This is a genomic window from Rhodospirillales bacterium (assembly GCA_023898765.1).
Taxonomy (GTDB): domain Bacteria; phylum Pseudomonadota; class Alphaproteobacteria; order Micavibrionales; family Micavibrionaceae.
Map to the genome: position 1 here is coordinate 707,654 of CP060238.1, position 17,946 is coordinate 725,599.

Consider the following 17,946-nt stretch of genomic DNA (forward strand, 5'->3'; position numbering starts at 1 on the left):
GAAAAAATGACCCGGAAAGTTTTCAAAATCCTGACAAAAACCGTGATCGTTCTGGCCGTTGTTACGGGACTGGGGATTTTTTCCCTGAAGATTCTGGGACGTTCCGGCGCGCCTTTGAAAGAGGGAATAGAGAATTTCATGTCCGAAACGTCGGGGATGAAGGCCCATATCGGAGAACTGAGCCAGAGCGAATTTTTCCCGGATGTGCATATCTCCATGCAGGACATCGATTTTTTCGATCCCCGGGATGCGGAAAACAGGCAGATGAAAATCGACAGCCTCTCTTTTTCAATCCCTTTTTATACGTTCCTGCTTGGAAACCACGCGGCTGAATTTTTCTCCCTGAAAGGCCTGGAGGCGCAGGAAGAAGCGCTTACGCCCCATGCTTTAACCCTGGACAAGGGGACTATCGAGGTGGAGAAAGAAACGCAGGTCCCTTATTTTTCCTTTTCAGGGCAATATGCCGGAAAGCCGCTCCTTGCACGCGTTGGCGCCGTTTCCAGGTCGAACTATAACGGAAAAACGCTCTACCGGATTTCCGATATTTCTACAATTTTTCTGACCATAGGCGATATAATGCTTGAAGGAACCCTCAGGGGCAGCGAAAATGGCCCTGTTTTGGGGGAGGCCGTCATGAAGAGCAAGACGGGCGCAACGCCGGAAAAAAGCTGGGGACCGGAAACGATCGGAATAAAAAGAGAGGACAATCTGTTTTCATGCCTTTTTGAAACGGCCGGAGATTTAAAACAAACGGAAAAACAATGCACAAAATACTTCAAGGACAGCAACACAAAATGAAACGCTTTTATACGCTCGCCTCTTCAAAGAAAACGGATGAAGGTTACGCCATCCAGCTTGACGGGAAGGGCGTTAAAACGCCTTCGGGTCAGGATTTGGTTGCGCCCACAAAGCCGTTGGCAGAGGCGATTGTCGCGGAGTGGGGCGCGCAGGAAGAAAATATAGATCCGCAGACGATGCCGCTCACGCAGATTTTGAATACGGCGATTGACAAAATGCGCGACCGGGAGAGCATCACGAAAAGCCTGCTCAAATATCTCGATACGGATTTGCTTTGTTATCCGACCAAAGAGCCGGAGGCCGTTTCCCAGCAGCAAAACGAAGCCTGGACGCCGTGGCTCAAATGGTTTGACGAACATTTTGAGAGCCCGCTTTATACCACCTACAAGCTTGAAGCCCTCAAGCAGGATGAAGATACCCATAAACGCATCTGGAACTATATGGAATCTCTGGATGAATATTATTTTGCCATCTTGCACATTACGACCTCTTTGACCGGCTCGATTGTGCTGGCGCTGGCCTTTCTGGACGGGGAAGCAACACCGGAGGATGTTTTCCGCGCCTGCCACGTTGAAGAAAATTACCGCTCTGTGATCTATCGTGAAAATATACACGGCAAGGCGCCGCATCAGGAAGCAAGAGAAAAGGCCGATATGTCGGACCTGAACGCGGCGCGCCGCTTCCTCGATCTGCTGGATGAATGAAGCGGGTCTGATCGAAGGGCCGGATGGAAGGCTCCGTTGCTGGTGGCATGGAAACGATCCGGGTTATTTACGCTATCATGACGAAGAATGGGGCCGCCCTGTTTGCGACGACACCCGTTTGTTTGAAAAGCTTTGTCTGGAGGGTTTTCAGGCGGGCTTAAGCTGGCTGACCATCCTGCGCAAGCGGGAGAATTTTAGAAAAGCGTTTGCCGGATTCGCGTTTGAAAAAGTGGCCAAATTCACCGGGGAGGATGTGGAGCGCCTGATGCGCGATGCGGGAATCATCCGCCACCGCGGAAAGATCGAGGCGGCCATCAACAATGCGCAGCGGACATGCGAGCTTGTCGGGGCGCACGGGTCTCTGGCGGCCTATTTCTGGTCTTTTGAGCCGCCGGACTCATCGCGTCCGGCCCTGATTGACTACCGGGCCGTCACCGCCATGACGACCAGCCCGGAATCGGTCGCCTTGTCCAAAGACTTGAAAAAACGCGGATTCCGGTTTGTCGGACCGACAACAATGTACGCCCATATGCAGGCCATGGGACTGGTCAACGACCATGTGGAGGGCTGTTTCTGCCGGAAGGAAGTCGAGGACGCGCGGCGGGCTTTCCTTCGCCCCGTTTCCGCTGCGCGGTAACACGTTCCGGTGCAGGCTGGAGGATGTATGCCTTAGAGTAAAATCTCTCCCGCCAGAATTTTCTGCAGTGTTTCGATGTAAAAGTCCGGCTCATGGGCCTGAACGCGGGCCTGTATGTCTTCGGCGGTATCCGCAGGCAAAACGGGCAGCGTTTTTTGGGATAGGACTTTTCCGTGGTCGTATTCCCCGTCTACGAGGTGGATCGTTATGCCGGTCTGCGTCTCCCCGCTTTCCCTGACGGCGCGGTGAACGCGGGCGCCATACATCCCCTTGCCGCCGTATTTCGGCAGGAGGGCGGGATGGATATTCAGGATTTTCCCCTTCATGGCGGAAATTGTTTCGGGGCCGATCAGTTTCATATAGCCGGAACAAACCACAAGATCGATTTTATGGTCTTCAAGGATATTCGCAATTTCCCGGTCGGGGTCCTGTATGTTTTTATCGTTCAGGCAATAGGTTTTCAGTTTTTCGTCCCGCGCCCATTTGAGCGCATTGCTCTCGGGGTTGTTGCTGATGAGGACGGCGGGATTCGCCTTCAGGTCCTCCCGATCGCATGCCTGTGTGATGGCGCGGGCGCTGGAGCCGTTATGGGAGGCAAGAAACGCAATACGCATATCGTCAAGACCACCAGCTTGCAGGTTTGGCGACGCGGTGGCCTTTCATGGCCCGTGCCGTGCCCTTGCTTACGCGGTAAACCATGTAGATCAGGCCGGGGCCAAGGGTGGAGACGGTCGCCGTAATCAGCAGGGTCAGGTTCTGGTGTATATAATCCGAAAAGATGCCCGCCAGTTCCTTTTCCGTGAACATGACGCCGTCATTCATGCCCGTGATAATGGTTTCGATAAGGGCGTGGTCGCCTTTCTCGTAAACCCAGAACGTGGCGATCACCATGCCGATGAAAAGGAGAATGGAACTGGCCCAGATCGTTCCGATGAGATAGGTGGTGTGGTTGTACATCAGGCTGTCGAGTTTCGCTTTCGCCTTGTAGATATAGGCGGCAAAGAGAACCACGACCAAAAGGCACAGGGCGAAAACCTGCACAACCGCGGAAGGAATAAAATTCATCAAAATCCCGGCCGAAAAAACCGCGTAAAGCTGTAGTATCGTTTTTTGTTCCTTGTTCATCTTTATCGCCTTCCAAAGAGTTTCTCGATGTCTTCGAGCTTCAGCTTAATATAAGTGGGTCTGCCGTGATTGCAATGGCCGGAATTCGGCGTGTGTTCCATTTGCCGCAAAAGCGCGTTCATTTCTTCGGTCCCCAGCCGCCGTCCCGACCGGACAGAGCCGTGGCAGGCCATGGTTCCCAGCAGTTCGTTTATTTTTTCTTCCAGAAGGCCGGCGCTGCCGTCCTCCGAAATGTCATCGGACAGATCGCGGATCAGGGCCGGAATATCTACGCGGCCGCCCAGTATGGAAGGAACCGCGCGCACGGCGATCGCGCCCGCGCCGAAAGAGTCGATTTCCAGTCCAAGCCGTTTCAGCGCCGGCGCTTTTTCAAGAAGGGCCGAGGCTTGTGTCTCTTCCATATCGATGATTTCCGGCGTCAAAAGCCCCTGGGATTCTATTTTTCCGTCCCGCAGCTGGGTTTTAAACCGCTCATAGGTCAGGCGTTCATGGGCGGCGTGCTGGTCGACAATCACCAGCCCGTCCTCGCTTTGCGCCACAATATAGGTTTCGTGAATCTGGGCGCGGGCCGCGCCGAGAGGGTAGGAAACCTCCTCGTTTTGTACAGGCGGGGCTTCGGACCGGGCCGCGGGGGCCATATCCATCAGGGGGGCGTAATGTGTCTGAATTTTTTCCGCGAGGCGTCCGCCACCGCCATATGAGGGGCCGCGGGGGCCGGTATAAGGGAGCCCCGGGCCTTGGCTTTGTACGCCGCTTTTCATGGCGCTGAGGGCCTGGAAAGAAATGGTCGAGGACGTTGTCTGCCCGCCTTCCAGCAAGGCGTGTTTGAGGGCGCTGATTATCAGGCCGCGGATCAGTCCCGCGTCCCGGAAACGGACCTCCGCCTTCGCCGGGTGAACATTCACGTCCACCTCTTCCGGCGGGAGGGTTAAAAACAGGGCCAGCACCGGATAGCGCCCGCGCGGCAGGAGGTCCGCATAAGCCGCCCGGACACAGCCCAAAAGCATCTTGTCCCGCACGGGCCGTCCGTTGACAAAGAGATATTGATAGCCCGAGACGCCGCGATCATAGCTGGGCAGGCCGGCATATCCGCTTACGCCGGCGTTTTCCCTTTCGGCCTCGACGCGGACGCAATTGGCGCCGAAATCCTTGCCGAGGATAGCGGACAGGCGCGCGCGGCGGCTTTCCAGCAAGTCCCCTTGTGTCGAGGTCAGGCTCAGGGCGGTTTTGTCATTATGGGTGAGCTTGAAGGTCACTTCCGGAAAGGCCATCGCGATGCGCGAGAGGACATCTTTTACGGCGGCATATTCGCTGCGGTCCGTTTTCAGGAATTTCAGGCGTGCAGGCGTGGAATAAAACAAGTCGCGGATTTCAACCGATGTGCCCTGCGGATGGGCGCAGGGAGAGACGTCCGATTTTTTGCCGTTTTCAACCCGGATGCCCCAGGCCTCTTGCGAATCCCCGGCGCGTGATTTAAGGGAAAGGCGGGCGATAGCCCCGATAGACGGGAGGGCTTCGCCGCGAAAGCCCAGATGCTCGATATGGACAAGGTCGTCCTCCGGCAATTTGGACGTGGCATGCCGGTCCGGCGCGGCGGCGAGTTCTTCTTTGTTCATGCCGCTGCCGTCGTCCCGCACAAGGATCAGGCTTTTCCCGCCGTCGCGGATATCGACCTCGATGTTTCCGGCCCCGGCATCCAGCGCGTTTTCGACCAGTTCCTTGACGGCGGCGGCCGGCCGCTCGATGACCTCGCCGGCGGCAATCTGGTTGACCAGATGGTCTGGTAAATGACGGATTCGCATGACCTATAAGATAAAGGCCCGGACGGGCGAATATCAATCCAAAATTGCGCCTTGCGTGAGCGCGGTGGAAAGATCCGTATCCGTTAAAAGGGCGCCTGTCAGGTCTGCGCCGCGGAAATCGGTCCCTTCCAGCGTCGCGCCGGTTAAATCGATTCCCATCAGGATCGAATCCCGCAGATTTGCCCCGGACAGGTCGGCGAAGCGCATCCGGGCGCCGCTCAAATTAACGCGCTGGAGGTGGACGCCGCCGCCGCCGGGAGAATCGAATTTCAGGGCGGAAAGATTGGCGCCCGTTAGGTCCGCCCGTATCATATTGACGTGTTTGAGAGAGGAGCCGCGCAAATCGGCTCGGACCAGCCGGCAATCCCGAAGGTCCGAACGGTCTAGCGTGGCGCTTTGGATCTGGGCGGCGGTTAAATCCTGCCCGACAAAGATGGCGCCCACGGATTTTACGGCTGTGAGCGGATATTTGTGCAAATCCGGAATGTCCCGGAGATCGGCGCCGCTTAAATTCATTTGCTTTCCCTGTTTTCCGGCGGAAGAAATCCAGGCTTTATGTTCGGCCAGAAGGTCCGTCAGATTTTGACCGCGTGCGCCGAGTTTTTCTCCCATGGCGGTTTCATCCCTGCAGTCTTCCATGTCCACATCCTGCAACTCGGCGTCCTCAAGGATCATTCCCGTGATAATGCACCCGTGAAGATGGGCGGCGCTTAAATTGGCGCCGGAGAAATCGGCATCGGTAAGGTTGGCCCCGTCGAAATTGACGCCGGAGAGATCCGCGCCGGTCATCGCGACCCCGCTTAAATCCGCATCGGAAAAATCGGCGGCGTGAGCCTTGACCTTGTTCAGGCTTGTTTCCGAAAGTTTTGCGCCGGTGAAAATGGCTTTCCAGCCGATGTCGCCGCTTGGAACGCCCTGCCGCTGCCGCGCGACGATCTGGCCCTGCGCGTTATTCTCCATGATTTGTCCCTCGCGAAGATCGGCGGAGTCCAGATCCGCGCCGCTCAAATTGGCGCCCGCCACAAAAGCGCCGCGAAAATCCGCCCGTCTGAAGGAGGCGTCTTCAAGCTGTGCGTTGCGCAGGTCGCAGGCAAAGAAGACGGCGCCTTCAAATTTTCCGCCGGACAGGTTCGCGCCAAAGAGGCTGGAGCTTGTAAAATCGACGAAGGAGAGGTCTTTTCCCCTGAAGTTCAAGCCTTCAAGATTCATAAACCTCAAAAGCGCGCGCGACCCGTTCGGCCGTCCGTCCGTGTAGGTTTCATGTTTCCTGATGATTTCGTCCAGCTCGCTCTGCGTCAGTCTGGGAAGCCTGTCCGGCGGGGGAATTGTGTTGTCACTCATCGCAAGCGCTCCAGCAGCCCCCTTGTCGAAGAATCCAGATCCGCACCTTCTTTTTCGATGTCTTTTGCCAATTGTTTTCCCAGCTCCACACCGAACTGGTCAAAGCTGTTGATGTTCCATATCGCGCCCTGCACAAAAATCTTATGCTCATATAAAGCAATTAACATCCCCAGACGACGGGGGTCAAGGCGCTCCAAAAGAAGGGTCGAACTGGGCCGGTTTCCTTCAAAATTCCGGTGAGGGGCCGCTTCGTCTTTCCGGCCCTGCATGAGCGCCTGCCCCTGCGCGAGCATGTTACCGAGCAACAAATCCTGATGTTTTTGCATGTTATATTCGCTGCGTCCGGCGGCAATGAAATCGCAGGGGATGATATCCGTTCCCTGATGAAGAAGCTGGTAAAAAGCGTGCTGGCCCTTGGGACCGGATTCTCCGAATACAACCGGGCCGGTTTTGTAACCGGTAATTTTTTGTCCGTTGCCATCAACGCTTTTGCCGTTTGATTCCATATCAAGCTGTTGCAGGTAGGCCGGAAAGCGCTTTAAACCGTGGGCGTAGGGCAGGATAGCATGGCTGCCAAAGTTCCAGAAATTCCGGTACCAGATGCCTATGAGGGCCATGATAACGGGCATGTTTTTTTCGAAAGGGGCGGTTTCAAAATGCCGGTCCATTGCGCGGGCGCCTTCCAGCAATTTCTGAAAATTCCCGAACCCGGCGCCTATGCAAACGGGAAGGCCTATGGCGGACCAGAGGGAATAGCGCCCCCCGACCCAGTCTTCGAACCCGAATACACGGTCTTCCGGAATGCCGAAATCTTTTGCGGCGCCTGTGTTTGAAGACAGGGCGGCAAAATGCTTTTGCACGGCTTCCGGGTCCCCCATCCGCTGAATAAGCCAGTCTTTTGCCGCCGCCGCATTGGTCATGGTTTCCTGCGTCGAAAAAGATTTGGACGCGACAAGAAACAGCGTGGTTTCCGGATCGATGCGTTTAAATGTCCGGGCGATTTGCGCGCCGTCTATATCGAAGACAAAATGCAGGGAAAGGCCCTTTTCGCAGAAAGGCTCCAGCGCGTCGCATACAAGATGCGGTCCAAGGTCCGAGCCGCCGATACCGATATTCACGACGTGTTTAAAGGGTTTTCCCGTGTGCCCTTTATACGTGCCGCCGCGAACGGAATCGCTAAAGTCTTTCATCCGGGAGAGGGTTTTGTGAATGGCCGGAAGGATGTTTTGGCCGTCAAGCTCAAGCGTATCGCCTGCCGGTCTCCGCAGGGCCGTGTGCAGGGCCGCGCGATCTTCGGTCCGGTTTATTTTTTTACCCGAAAGCATGTCCTGCCGTTTGCCTTCGACGCCGCAGGCGCGGGCCAGATCACACAGAAGTGGAAGCGTTTCGTCCGTTATCCTGTGTTTGGAATAATCGAAAAACAGGCCATCCAGCTCCATGGAAAATTTCCTGAAACGCGCCGGATCGCTTTCAAACATCTCCCTCATGTGGCGCGTCTCAAGGCTTTGTTTATGCGCCGTCAGGGCTTTCCATTCCGGCGTTTTTGTCGGGTTATTCGGCATTGGGAATGTCCGTTACAGGGATAACAGGATCTATGTTTTCCGGCTGTCCGACCAGAACGCTCGTCATATTTTCCGGTATCAACACGCGCCTTGCGGTGCGCTGGATGTCTTCTGCGGTGACGGCGTTGATTTTGGCGGCATAGTGATCCAGATAATCTGCGGGGAGATTTTCGATCTGGAGGGACAGCATCACGGTGGCGATTTTGTCCGTCGAAGCCAAAGACAGCGGCAGGGAGCCGGTCAGGTAGGATTTGGCATCTTTGAGTTCCCCGTCCTGAACGGGCCGGTCTTTCATGTTTTGCATTTCTTCCGAAATGAGGGCGAGCATTTCCCCGACGCTCTCGTTTTTGGTAGAGGTTGAAATGGACAGGGAATCCAGATGGCGGTAATTTTCAATGTCCGAATAGATGCCGTAGGTCAGCCCGCGCTTTTCCCGCGCGCTTTCCATCAGGCGGGAGCCGAAGCCCGCGCCGCCAAAGATGTAATTCATGACTTTCAGCGCGTAATAATCCGGGTCTTCGCGTCCAAAGGCGGGCAGCATCATATTCATGACGGTCTGCGGCACGTCCTTTTTATAAAGGGCCGGCGGACCGGCATTTTGAACGGCGAAGTCAGGAATTGTTTTTGCCGGGGCCGTCTTCGGCAGCGCGGAAAAAATGGAATCCAGCACCGGTCCCAGCTCTTCCCTGTCAATATCTCCAACGACGGAAACAAGAAGCCTGTCTTTGGTAAGCCACGTATTTTTGAAATCCATTAAGTCTTTGCGCGTGATTTCAGGTAAAGAGGTCAGGGTGCCGCCGCTGTTCATGGCGTAGGGGTGCCCTTCAAAGGCGCGGTCGTTCAGAATCCGGGCGGCGATCCAGTCCGGTTTCCCCAGGGAAGAGCGGATGCGGGTCATGTTGCCTTGTCTCATGCGCTCGACAGCTTCCGCGTCAAAGCGGGGGTCCGTCAGGGCAAGGCGCAGCAGATCAAAGGCTTCGGTTTTATGCCGGCTCAGCGTTTTGAGGTCGCCGCCGAAGCCGTCGCGGCTGGCGGAAAAAAGCAGCGTAATGGCCCGGTCGCTGAGCTGTTTTTGAAAGCTCTGGGAGTCCAGGTCGCCCGCGCCCTCATCCATCGTGTTGGACAAAAGACGCACAAGCCCCTGCCTGTCTTCCGGGTCCAGCGCCGTGCCGGAATCCAGAAAGATGAATTTCAGGGCGATAATCGGCAGGGTATGGTCTTCGTTCAGCCAGACATTCAGCCCTTGAGGCGTTTTGAATTCCTGAATGTCCAGAATTTTTCCCTGCGCGTCCGCACGGCAGGATATAAGCAGGAAGGCGGCGATTACACCTAGAAAAAGTCTCATTCGCTTGCTCCTTCCGGCAGGAGATATCCCGTGACCGGTGGGCGTATCCACGGGGCCTCGGGACTCAGATATTTTTCAGCCGCGGCCTGAATCTGCCCGGCGGAAATTCGCGCGATATCGTCCGGCCAGTTTTCAACATCGTCAAGGGTGCTGCCTGTCGTAAGGGCCCGTCCGACAATCATGGCCGGCCCTGCGATGGAGTCTCGTGCGTAAATCGCGGAGTCCTGCAATCTTTGGACGGCATCATTGACTTCCTCGTCCGTGACGCCTGCCTCGATCACTTTTTGGATTTCGGCTTCGAACAATGTCTCCAGTTCCTCCAGAGAGACGCCTTCCGCCGGCGTGGCCGCCATCCAAAGCGTTCCGTAGTCGAGCGAATCGGACGCATAGGAAAAAGAAACGGAGGTGGCTTTCTTCTGCTCGACAACGAGGGATTTATAAAGGCGCGTGGTCGCCCCGCCATCCAGAATTTCCTGCAGCAGTTGAAGCGCAAGGGAGTCTTCCTTGTTTTGACGGGCGCTCGGCATCAGGAAAATCTTTTGAAATGTCCGCTGCCGGATAGAAGGGTGGCGCAATGTCATTTTTGTCTGCCCTATCGCCGGCGGGACATCGGGCCGTGCGCGCGGCGGTATGGGTTTGACGGGGAGGTGGCCGTAAAATTTTTCGGCCATCGGTTCAAGCTCTTCCGCCGTGATGTCGCCGCTGACAACCAGAATGGCGTTGTTGGGCGCATACCAGCGGTCATAGAATGTTTTGACATCCTTCCATTCGTAGCCCCTGATTTCCTCCATCCAGCCAATGATCGGCGTGCCGTAAGGGTGATTGATAAAAAGGGCGGATATCATCGTTTCCGAAAAAAGACTTTGCGGATCGTTTTCCGTCCGCTGGCGGCGCTCCTCCAGAACGACGTTTTTCTCGGACAGGTAATGGTCCGGCGGCGGCGAGAGGTGAAACATCCGGTCCGCTTCCATCTGCATGACCTTTGGCAAATGCTCCACAGAGACAGACTGAAAATAGGCGGTGTAGTCCTGCCCTGTAAACGCATTGTCGTTGCCGCCCAGCTTTTTAACGGTTTTTGAAAATTCTCCCGGCTCCAGCGTTTCCGTACCTTTAAACATCAGATGTTCAAAATAATGCGCCATGCCGGAGGCGCCGGGCAATTCATCCGCCGCCCCGACCTTGTACCAGAGCATGTGGGTGACCACCGGCGCGCGGTGATTGGGAATAACGACAACCTGCAATCCGTTTGAAAGCGTAAATGTCTCGGCGTTAAATGTTTTGGCGTGCGCGGGAACGGCCAGAAACAAAAAGGCCAGAAACAAAAAACATTTCATATCAGTCTTCGATCGTAGGTGTTTTGCTTTCGGTGTCATTCTTACGGATGCGCTCTGTTTCGGCGACAGGATCGACAACAGACGCAGGGGCCTCGATTTTTTTGCCGGTGACTTTCATAATCCGGTCGATGGTCGGCGTTTCTTCCTTGGCAATCGCGGCGGTTTCCTGATCGACAATGCGGCGGATGTCCGGCGTCGCGGTTTTCACCCCCGTTTTCTGGAGAAGGATGGATTCCCCGGCGGTGATTTCCCTTGGCGCCTGTGAGCCTTCCGTCTTTTCGCCCAGAACGGCCTGACGCGCCCGCATGTCCGTTGTTTTTTCCTGTGGCCGCTGGAGGCCCGGCTGCGGCGGCCGCAGGGAGTAATCCGGCGGCATTTCCAGCGGCGCCCGTTTGGTTACCGCAAATTCATCCGGCGCTTTTTTGGAAAAATCAAACTGCTTTTTCGTGTTCTCGCACGCACCGAGCGCGAGAGAAAACGCAGCAGCGACAAGCAGTAAAAAAGGGTGTCTCATTTTTTTCACTCTGGATTATTCTTCTCTTTTGTCTGTTTCGGCTCCAAGAATAGCCCATCAAACACCAGAAAAGCAATGCCGAGCGTGATGCAGCTGTCCGCGACGTTAAAGGCCGGGTAATGCCAGCCGGAGAGGTGAAAATCGAGGAAATCGGCGACAGCGCCGAAGCGCAGGCGGTCGATGGCGTTGCTTAAGGCCCCGCCGATGACCATGCCAAGGGATATCGCCTGTACCCAGCGCCGGGAGCGGGCAAGCCAGACCATAAACAGGGCGGAAATGAGGACAGACATAAGGATCAGGGCCAAAGGGCCGCTGCCTTCCAGAAGGCCGAAGCTGATTCCCTCATTCCAGACCATTCCCAGATTGAAAAAAGGCAGGACTTCAATGGATATATGGGGCAGGCGGGCAGGAGGCTCCAATATCCACCCGATCGGGTCCATCGGTGCCGGCAGGCCCGCCATGCGCGGTTTCAGAAGATATTCCAGCACGAACCACTTGGATATCTGGTCCAGCAGGACGATATCAATAATCAGGGAAAAGCCAATCAGGGGCTTGAGAAGGGGATGCATCATAGAAAGGCATCATGTCCAAGAGGCCCCTAAAAAGCAAGGAATTCCAGCGTCTATCGACTCCATCTGCGCAGAAGGGCATCCAGTGACAAAGATCCCGGTCCGCGAAGGAAGGTGGAAAGCAGCAGGAACATCCAGAAATAATGCAATTCGTTTTTCAGGCCGTAGCTTTCCGGTACAAGATACTCGATAACAATCGTTATGACTAAAAGGCCGGCGGCGGCAAAGCGGCCAAACAGGCCAAAGGCCAGAAGGACGGGCAAAATAATCTCCCCGCCTGTCGTTAAAAGCGCGGCGATGGCCGGAGACAGGCCCGGAACAGGATAAATTTCTTCAAACGGGAGAATGGTCGAGCCCCAGTCATCCTCCAGATAATTCTGGAACTTAAGCCAGCCGGCCCGAAAGAAGATATCGGCCATATACAGGCGAATGGCGAGGTCATATAGCGGCGCGCCGATATTACCGGCCAAATTGCGCAGCGGCTCAATCATCTCGTCTATTTTCTTTGAACAGGCACAAATCATTCGGTTTTCTCCTTTTTGGAATAAAATCCGGCAAGACGGAATTGCACAGACCCTAGTAAATCGAAATCGTGATAAATTTCAAGCATATGTTTCAAGGCGTCGCCGACGGTTTTGCGGACGCGTGAACCGTAAAAACAAATAAGCCCAAGTCTAAGCCGCCTTTTTATGGGTGACGACATCCGTGCAGCGCGAGCACAGATGATCGGCGCTTTCCGCTACCTCCGGCAGGACTTTCCAGCAGCGCACGCATTTTTCGCCTTCGGCTTCTCTGATGACGATTGCAGGATCGCCTTTTTTAAATTCAATTTGCGATATAATGCAAATGTCGGCCATTTCTTCTTTCATTTCGAGAACGGTATCAAGCGGCGTCGTAATTATGGCTTCGGCCTCCAGAGAGGACCCGAGTTCTTTATTGGCGCGCAGGGGTTCGATGAATTCAAGGACCTGTTTACGAAGCAGCTTCATTTCATTCCACCTGTTTGCCAATTGCTCGTTTTCCCAGTTTTCAGGAAGAACGGGAAATTCGCGCAAATGCACGCTTTCTGCATTTTCAAAAACGCCCTGCGGGCGGCAGGACCAGGCTTCTTCCGCCGTGAAGGACACAATCGGCGCGAGCCATGTCACAAGGCAATCAAAGATATGCGCCATAACGCTGCGGCAGGCGCGGCGTTCGAAGCTGTCCGGCGCGTCGCAGTACAGACGGTCTTTGCGGATATCGAAATAGAAAGAGGAGAGTTCGTTATTGCAAAAACCGTGGAGCCTGCCGGCCAGCCGTCCGTAATCATAGCCTTCGATGCTTTGACGAACGGCTTTGTCCATTTGCGAAAGCTCGTGCAGCAGGAGTTGCTCCAGTTCCGGCAAATCCTTCGGATTTTTTAAATCCACTTTTTCATTTTCCGTGAAACCCTCCAGCGCGCCCAGCAGGAAGCGCAGCGTGTTTCGAATGCGGCGGTACAGGTCGGACGTGTTTTTAAGCGTGTCCTGCCCGATGCGGATATCTTCGGCGTAATCGGATGTCATGGTCCACAGGCGCAGAATATCCGCGCCGGATTGTTCCATGATTTTTAACGGATCGACGACATTGCCCAAAGACTTGGACATCTTGTAGCCCTTCTCATCCAGAACAAACCCGTGGGTGAGAACATTTTTATAAGGCGCGTGGCCTTTCGTGCCGCAGGATTCCAGCAAAGAAGAATGGAACCAGCCGCGGTGCTGGTCGGAGCCCTCAAGGTAAAGGTCCGATTTTTCTACGCCCAGCTCTTCCCGGTTGTCCACGACGAAGCTGTGGGTGGAGCCGGATTCAAACCAGACATCGACAATATCGAAGACCTGTTCGAAGTCTTCGGCTTTATATTTGCCGCCCAAAAAGTCCTGCGCGCTTTTCGACCACCACGCATCGGCCCCTTCTTCTTCAAAGGCGTCGGCAATGCGTTTGAAAACGGCTTCGTCTTTTAAAACACTGCCATCCTTTTTGGAGACGAAGAGGGCGATCGGAACGCCCCAGGCGCGCTGGCGCGAGATGCACCAGTCGGGCCGGTTTTCGATCATGGCGGTGATGCGGGCTTTTCCTTTCTCCGGAATCCATCGCGTGTCTTCAATGGCTTTCAGGGCTTTTGTGCGCAGTCCGATCTCGTTATCCATCGCGATAAACCATTGCGGCGTGGCGCGGAAGATGACCGGCGCCTTGGAGCGCCATGAATGTGGGTATTCGTGTTTCAGGGAGCCTTTGGCCAGCAGGCACCCGGCTTCGTCAATCGCCTTGATCGGGGCAAAATTGCCTTCCCCCATCTTGCCGTCCCGGTCATAGATTTCCATGCCGCCAAAAAGCGGGACGCTGTCACGGAATTTTCCGTCATCGGTCAGATTGTCGGTGATTTCAAGGCCGGAGGCTTTGCCCAGAACAAAGTCGTCCGCGCCGTGGGAGGGGGCGATATGCACAAAGCCGGTCCCCGTTTCTTCCGTCACAAAATCGGCAGACAGGACAGGCACGTCAAAGTCGTAGCCTTTGCCGTGGAGCGGGTGGGCGCAAACCGTTCCCAGAATATCCGTGCCTTTCAGGCCCGCTTCTTTCGTGAGTTGTTCGATTTTGGCTTTTTCCTTCGCGTCTTCCAAAAGACTGTCGGCAAGGACCAGGCGATCGCCGATTTGCGCGCGGCTGTCTTCGCCGACCGCATCGACCGTGTAGACGCCGTATTCCATTTCCTCCCCGCAGGCAATGCCGCGGTTGGAGGGAAGCGTCCACGGGGTCGTGGTCCAGATCACGATGGAGGTCCCTTTAAGGGCATCGGTTTTGGTTTCTTTTACCGGGAATTTCACCCAGACGGTCACGGATTTATGGTCTTTATATTCGACTTCGGCTTCGGCGAGAGCGGTTTTTTCCACCGTGGACCACATGACGGGTTTCAGCCCCTTATACAGACCGCCGTTGAGGGCGAATTTGTGAATTTCGCGCACAATCTGCGCTTCCGCATGCCGCGTCATGGTCAGATACGGGGTTTCCCAGTTCCCGATCACGCCGAGGCGCTGGAACTGGGCGCTTTGCGTATCCACCCATTTTTGCGCGAAATCGCGGCATTGCGCCCGGAAGGTAAGGGAATCAACGTCGTCTTTGTTTTTGCCCGCGTTACGGTAGCTTTCCTCGACCTTCCATTCGATCGGCAGGCCGTGGCAATCCCAGCCCGGCACGTAAGGGGCGTTATAACCCAGCATTTGCCAGCTTTTATTCACCACATCCTTCAGGATTTTGTTGAGCGCATGCCCCATATGGATATTGCCGTTGGCGTAAGGCGGGCCGTCATGCAAAATCCATTTGGGTTTGTCTTTGGAAGCTTCTCGCAGTTTCCCGTAGAGGTTCATCTCTTGCCATTGTTTGACGAAGTCCGGTTCTTTCTGCGGCAGGTTGCCGCGCATCGGAAAATCCGTCTTCGGCAGGAAGACGGTGTCTTTGAATTTGTCTTTGCTGTCTTGTGTATCGCTCATAGCGCGCAATATGCGAAGTTAAGCCGCTAAAATCAAGTGTTTAGTAAGGATCTGGTCTGGGCGCAGTCTGTTTTCATTTGCGTGACGAGATCTTCGAGATTTTCGAATTTGGCTTCGCCGCGCAGGCGTTTTACAGGCCGCACGCGCAGGAGGCGCCCGTAAATATCCCGGTCTTCGAAGTCGAGAATATGGGCCTCGATCTGGCCTTCCGGGACTTCGAACATCGGGCGGATGCCGATATTGGTCGCGGCGGGGCGCCAGCCCTCTTCACCTTCGATGTTTACGAGCGCTGCATAGACCCCGTAGGCCGGATGCAGCGTTTCCCCGAGCAGGACGTTGGCCGTCGGGAATCCCAGATCGTGGCCGCGCCGGTCCCCGTGAAAAACGGGGCCTTCCATTTCCCATTCCCAGCCCAGAATATCGTTGGCGGCTTCGATATTGCCTTTGCGCAAAAGCTGCCGGATGCGGCTGGAGGAATAATCCTGCCCCTTTTCGCCTGTGACTTTTTCGATGGAGGTGACCTCGTACCCCGCCTGCCGGAGCGTTTGGGCATTGCCTTTGCGAAGCTGCCCGAAACAAAAATCGAACCCGACGATGATATGGGCGGGCTTCAGGGCGCCCTTGAGGACGCTCCCTATAAAGGCTTCGGCGCTTTGGGAGGCAAAGTCCCAGTCGAATGTAAGCGTGCAGAGAAAATCGACATGACGGGCGGCGAGCCGCCGGGCCTTGAGCGCTGCCGGGGTAATCCGGCTGGGCGGCTCATCCGGCCGGAAGAGGCGGCGGGGATGGGGTTCGAATGTCAGGACGCCAAAGGCCGTGCCCAATTCCGCTGCGCGGGCTTTTCCCGCATTTAAAAGCGCCTGGTGCCCCTTATGCACGCCGTCAAAATTGCCGATGGCGATGACGGCGCCTTGGGCATCTTCAGGTAGGTTCTCCAATGCAGTATAAATTTTCATGACGGGAGAGAATTAAGAAGGGTTTCTTTCAGTTTGTCAAAGTGCGTTTCAGGGAAATCGGGGATGCCGGAGTCCTGTTGCCCCGTCATTTGCATTTGCGGCGGCAGATCGGCGTCCCTTAACGGCGCGTATTGCGTGTAGGTATCCGCAGGAAACCGGAAATCCCACCACTCGGACGGCAGGGGCAATAGCGGGAGGTCAAGGGTTTTGGCGGACGAAACAAAAGCGCTTTCGAGGTTTTTCCTGTTTTGCAGGATTTTTTCGTTAAACCCCGTATAGCTGCGGGCGGCATTCGGCTCCATATGGTCGAACTTTGTGCCCATATCAACGGGCGCGCCGTCCCGGTCCAGCACGCACACATCCACCGCCATGCCGCGCGGATGGCCGCCATGCCCGGGCGGGGCGAGCAGGCGCGCGGGACCCTCCGCGCACCAGTGCGGATTGGCTTTGACAACCGGCGTTTCCTGCATGGCTTCCTGCGCGTCCACGGTGCGCAGGGAATCTTTCAGCTCCAGCATATATCCAAACTCCGCATGGAGGCTTCGGGCGGTCAGAATTATAACGCGGGCCAGATCTATATGGCTCCAGAGGCGGGCGTCGCCGCGGTAAATCCGGCCGAAAATATTTTCGGGATGATCCGCGACGGCATAGGCAAGGTCAACGGCGAGCGGTTCTTCCCCGCAAAACATATCCATCGGGACAAGCAAGGCGGGGGAGACGGATTTCATTACAGGTTTTTGTGAGCGCCGTCACAAAAGGGCGGGTTTTTGGTTTGTTTGCACCGGCACAGCCAGGCTTTTCCGTCTTTTTCAGCCTCAAATTTAAAAGACTTAAAATCCGGCGCTTCGGTTTTATGCGTGCCGTCGCAAAAAGGCTGCGTGCCGGAGTGCCCGCAGGTGCAGAAGAAGTAAGATTTTCCTTTTTCCAGTTCGACTTCGACCGGGGACGTGGCGGCGATTTTCGGTTGATTCATATGATCGGTCCTTAAATGGTGGCGGTGGGGTGATTTGAACACCCGACACATGGATTATGATTCCACTGCTCTAACCAACTGAGCTACACCGCCTTTTGGCGTACACCAACCGCGACGTTATCGCCTTTTTAGGATGATTTTGTCAAGCGCATGGTGTTGGGCGCCGCTATTTTTTGATGCGAGAAAAGACCTGCGGGCGTGCTTACGTCCGCCCGCGGCCCGGAATGGTTTTGGAGGTTTGTCCGGTTTCTAGGGATTCATCGCCGTAAAGTCGTGCGCGCCCTGTCCGAGTTTTTGCTCTACAAAGTTATTTTCTTCAACTTTCAGATTGAAAGCTTCCGGCCGGCCCATGACGTCGTCAAAAGCCCTTTGGACAATAGGATGTCTTGCCTCTTGCGCGTCAATTCCTTCCATGATTTCGGGCGTGATCTGCTTCGACGCAGGATCGGGAGAGGCCACCCCGTTATTGGCAAAGAGGGCCTGCCTGTCGTAGCGCTGCATAAAGTCCCGTTCATTTGAGGAGAGTTCCTGTCTGTTGCCCTCGAATTCCTGTCTTATCGGGGGAACGTTTTTTGCCTGCAGGGCCTCGCCTTCGGCATTCCATGTCCCGCCTTTCGCTTCGCAGGCATTCTGAGGTGTCATCAGCCCTTCTCTGACCATAGCCATGTCGGTTTTGGCAAGCGCCGAACCTTTTATATCTGTACAGTCTGCCATGTTATTTTTCCCCGTTTTTTTACCATCTTGTAATATTATGTATAATTATACTACAAGACCGTGCTTTAT

General features: G+C 55.2%; 18 protein-coding genes and 1 tRNA gene. 3 read left to right on the forward strand and 16 right to left on the reverse strand.

Annotation, left to right across the window (positions count from 1 at the left end; genetic code table 11):
* The first annotated feature begins 6 nt into the window (after positions 1–6).
* Genes H6853_03410 through H6853_03420 form a run of 3 tightly spaced genes read left to right on the forward strand, consistent with a single transcriptional unit; the run spans position 7 to position 2,139 of the window.
* Positions 7–798, forward strand: coding sequence for a hypothetical protein (locus H6853_03410; protein ID USO04331.1), 792 nt, complete (start codon positions 7–9; stop codon positions 796–798).
* Complete coding sequence (locus H6853_03415) at positions 795–1,502, forward strand: ATP12 chaperone family protein (GenBank protein USO04332.1); 708 nt, start codon at positions 795–797, stop codon at positions 1,500–1,502. Before H6853_03410 ends, H6853_03415 begins: the two co-directional genes overlap by 4 nt.
* Positions 1,495–2,139 carry a DNA-3-methyladenine glycosylase I gene (locus tag H6853_03420; GenBank protein ID USO04333.1) on the forward strand — a complete coding sequence of 215 codons (645 nt, stop codon included), beginning with the start codon at positions 1,495–1,497 and terminating at the stop codon, positions 2,137–2,139. Before H6853_03415 ends, H6853_03420 begins: the two co-directional genes overlap by 8 nt.
* 32 nt (positions 2,140–2,171) lie before the next feature.
* Here H6853_03420 and purN read toward each other — a convergent pair whose 3' ends face one another.
* The 16 genes from purN to H6853_03500 all read right to left on the reverse strand — a co-directional run bounded on the left by purN (position 2,172) and on the right by H6853_03500 (position 17,877).
* Positions 2,172–2,753, reverse strand: a complete 582-nt coding sequence (gene purN, locus H6853_03425; protein ID USO04334.1) for a phosphoribosylglycinamide formyltransferase — start codon at positions 2,751–2,753, stop codon at positions 2,172–2,174.
* A gap of 4 nt (positions 2,754–2,757) precedes the next feature.
* Positions 2,758–3,264, reverse strand: a complete 507-nt coding sequence (locus H6853_03430; GenBank protein ID USO04335.1) for a hypothetical protein — start codon at positions 3,262–3,264, stop codon at positions 2,758–2,760.
* Between the two features lie 2 nt (positions 3,265–3,266).
* Entirely contained in the window at positions 3,267–5,066 is a 1,800-nt protein-coding gene (mutL, locus tag H6853_03435) for a DNA mismatch repair endonuclease MutL (GenBank protein ID USO04336.1), read from the reverse strand.
* A gap of 33 nt (positions 5,067–5,099) precedes the next feature.
* Entirely contained in the window at positions 5,100–6,407 is a 1,308-nt protein-coding gene (locus H6853_03440; GenBank protein ID USO04337.1) for a pentapeptide repeat-containing protein, read from the reverse strand.
* Positions 6,404–7,969 (reverse strand): glucose-6-phosphate isomerase, encoded by a 1,566-nt coding sequence (gene pgi, locus H6853_03445; GenBank protein ID USO04338.1) that lies wholly within the window; start codon positions 7,967–7,969, stop codon positions 6,404–6,406. The genes H6853_03440 and pgi overlap by 4 nt, the downstream gene beginning before the upstream one ends.
* Positions 7,959–9,314, reverse strand: coding sequence for an insulinase family protein (locus H6853_03450; GenBank protein ID USO04339.1), 1,356 nt, complete (start codon positions 9,312–9,314; stop codon positions 7,959–7,961). The genes pgi and H6853_03450 overlap by 11 nt, the downstream gene beginning before the upstream one ends.
* Positions 9,311–10,648: an insulinase family protein gene (locus H6853_03455; GenBank protein USO04340.1), complete on the reverse strand. Its 1,338-nt coding sequence runs from the start codon at positions 10,646–10,648 to the stop codon at positions 9,311–9,313. The genes H6853_03450 and H6853_03455 overlap by 4 nt, the downstream gene beginning before the upstream one ends.
* Position 10,649: 1 nt before the next feature.
* Positions 10,650–11,162 (reverse strand): DUF3035 domain-containing protein, encoded by a 513-nt coding sequence (locus H6853_03460; protein ID USO04341.1) that lies wholly within the window; start codon positions 11,160–11,162, stop codon positions 10,650–10,652.
* 5 nt (positions 11,163–11,167) lie between these two features.
* Positions 11,168–11,731 carry a signal peptidase II gene (gene lspA, locus H6853_03465; protein USO04588.1) on the reverse strand — a complete coding sequence of 188 codons (564 nt, stop codon included), beginning with the start codon at positions 11,729–11,731 and terminating at the stop codon, positions 11,168–11,170.
* A 53-nt stretch (positions 11,732–11,784) separates the two neighbouring features.
* Complete coding sequence (locus H6853_03470) at positions 11,785–12,255, reverse strand: DoxX family protein (GenBank protein USO04342.1); 471 nt, start codon at positions 12,253–12,255, stop codon at positions 11,785–11,787.
* A 150-nt stretch (positions 12,256–12,405) separates the two neighbouring features.
* Positions 12,406–15,234 (reverse strand): isoleucine--tRNA ligase, encoded by a 2,829-nt coding sequence (locus H6853_03475; protein ID USO04343.1) that lies wholly within the window; start codon positions 15,232–15,234, stop codon positions 12,406–12,408.
* A gap of 32 nt (positions 15,235–15,266) precedes the next feature.
* A complete protein-coding gene (locus H6853_03480; GenBank protein ID USO04344.1) occupies positions 15,267–16,190 on the reverse strand; it encodes a bifunctional riboflavin kinase/FAD synthetase in 924 nt (307 codons plus the stop codon).
* Positions 16,187–16,918, reverse strand: coding sequence for a D-Ala-D-Ala dipeptidase (locus H6853_03485; protein ID USO04345.1), 732 nt, complete (start codon positions 16,916–16,918; stop codon positions 16,187–16,189). The genes H6853_03480 and H6853_03485 overlap by 4 nt, the downstream gene beginning before the upstream one ends.
* Positions 16,918–17,163: a CDGSH iron-sulfur domain-containing protein gene (locus tag H6853_03490; protein USO04346.1), complete on the reverse strand. Its 246-nt coding sequence runs from the start codon at positions 17,161–17,163 to the stop codon at positions 16,918–16,920. Before H6853_03490 ends, H6853_03485 begins: the two co-directional genes overlap by 1 nt.
* 16 nt (positions 17,164–17,179) lie before the next feature.
* Positions 17,180–17,256, reverse strand: a tRNA-Met gene (locus tag H6853_03495).
* A gap of 156 nt (positions 17,257–17,412) precedes the next feature.
* Positions 17,413–17,877: a hypothetical protein gene (locus H6853_03500; GenBank protein USO04347.1), complete on the reverse strand. Its 465-nt coding sequence runs from the start codon at positions 17,875–17,877 to the stop codon at positions 17,413–17,415.
* Positions 17,878–17,946: the final 69 nt, after the last annotated feature.